This window comes from Streptomyces litchfieldiae, assembly GCF_031845365.1.
Classification (GTDB): Bacteria; Actinomycetota; Actinomycetes; order Streptomycetales; family Streptomycetaceae; genus Streptomyces; species Streptomyces litchfieldiae.
Window position 1 is genome coordinate 1 of record NZ_JAVREL010000056.1, and the last position, 1,658, is coordinate 1,658.

Annotated in this window: 2 protein-coding genes; both read left to right on the forward strand. The window is 69.1% G+C overall.

What is annotated here, in order from left to right:
* Positions 1-166 precede the first annotated feature (166 nt).
* Positions 167-745, forward strand: coding sequence for a DUF6545 domain-containing protein (locus RM590_RS35345; protein ID WP_311708915.1), 579 nt, complete (start codon positions 167-169; stop codon positions 743-745).
* 34 nt (positions 746-779) lie between these two features.
* Positions 780-1,523, forward strand: coding sequence for an SDR family NAD(P)-dependent oxidoreductase (locus RM590_RS35350; RefSeq protein WP_311708916.1), 744 nt, complete (start codon positions 780-782; stop codon positions 1,521-1,523).
* Positions 1,524-1,658: the final 135 nt, after the last annotated feature.

Below are 1,658 nucleotides of genomic sequence, written 5' to 3' on the forward strand. Positions count from 1 at the left end.
CGATCAAGAACACCTTCGAAGTCAAAAAACGCGGCACCCGCTACACCGAGGCCAACGTCCGATACACGCTCACCATCACCAAGCACCCACCGCCACCTGCGCAAACGCGCTAAGTCACCGGCATTGCTGGTCCCTGTGGCTATTCGCCCTTGGCAGCGTCCTGGCCGTGGCTTACTGGGCCGGCTACGTCATCCACCTCTACATCCGGATCCCGGACGCCTTGCCGTGGTTGGCGGTGCTGATCAATCTCCACGGTGTCTCGCGGGCTCTCACCCTGCTGGTGCCGACCGCCACCAGGGCGGCCCGACTCGTCGGCGAGGCCCGCGTCGTGTGGATCTTGTGGCCCCTCTGGCGGGATCTGTCCGCGGCCGTCCCCGCCGTATCGCTGGTCCCTCCTCAACCCACCCGCTTTCGCGAGGTCGTCCGACTCCGCGCACCTCTCGCTTTGCAGGCACACAGGCAGATCATCGAGACCTACGACGCCATCCTGCATCTGCAGTCCCACCTCGCCCCGCACACCTACGAGCGTGCCGCGCAACGCGCCCAGAAGCTCCGCATCCCTGCCGTCGACACGGCAGCCGCAGCCCTGGCCGACGCTCTGGGACAGGCCAGACGCGCCAAACTCGCCGGGGAGACCGCCACCGGTTTTCACCCGCTGCCCGGCCTGGACCGGGGCGATGCGACGTTGCTCCTGGCGATGGCCCGCCACTGGACCGCCATGTCCCGTCCCGCCTCCACCTCGTAATCCCACCGCCTCTCACCCGCCAAGGACATCCCGCATGGCCACCGTCTTGATCACCGGAGGCTCCTCCGGCATCGGCCTGGGCTTCGCCCGCCGCTTCGCCGCAGACGGCCACAACCTGGTGCTCGTCGCCCGCGACCAAGCCCGACTCGACAAGGCCGCCGCCGAGCTCCACGACCGCTACGGCGTCCACATCGACACGATCAGCGCGGATCTCGCCACCCCGGACGGGTGCGCCACCGTGGAGAAACACCTCACCTCCACCGCCGTCGGCGTCCTGGTCAACAACGCCGGCCACAGCCTCCCCGAGCCCTATCCCCGCAGCCCGCTCGCCGACGAGGAACGCATGCTCGATCTCCTCGTCCGCGCGCCTCTCCGGCTCACCCACGCCGCCATCCCGGGTATGGTCGCGCGCGGCAAGGGTGCCATCCTCAACATCGCGTCCGTCGCCGGCCTGCTCCCCGCGGGTACGTACGGCGCCGCCAAGGCCTGGCTCATCCACTTCAGCGAGTCCCTCCGCCGGGACCTCGCCCCCCACGGCGTGCGCGTCCTCGCCGTCTGCCCCGGCTTCACCCACACCAACGCGCCCCACATCGACACCATCCCGGTCTGGATGTGGCTGTCCGTCGACCAGGTCGTCGATCAGGCCATGAGGGACCTGCGGCGCAGGAAGCCGCGAAGCATCGCCGGTCGGCACTTCAAGCTCTACGCGACCGCCGTGCACCACGCTCCCCGCCGCCTCGCGGCCCGCATGGCCCGCTCCCGCACACCCAAGGACTGATGGGGAAGCCCTCTCTGACATCGTTGGGTGAGACGCCCCGAATTGATCAGATATTGTGGGCGGGCACGACAGGAGCATCGCCCGTATGACCAGCAGCAAGCCTTCCGAGCAGGATCCCGCGCCGCGGCCGAGGCG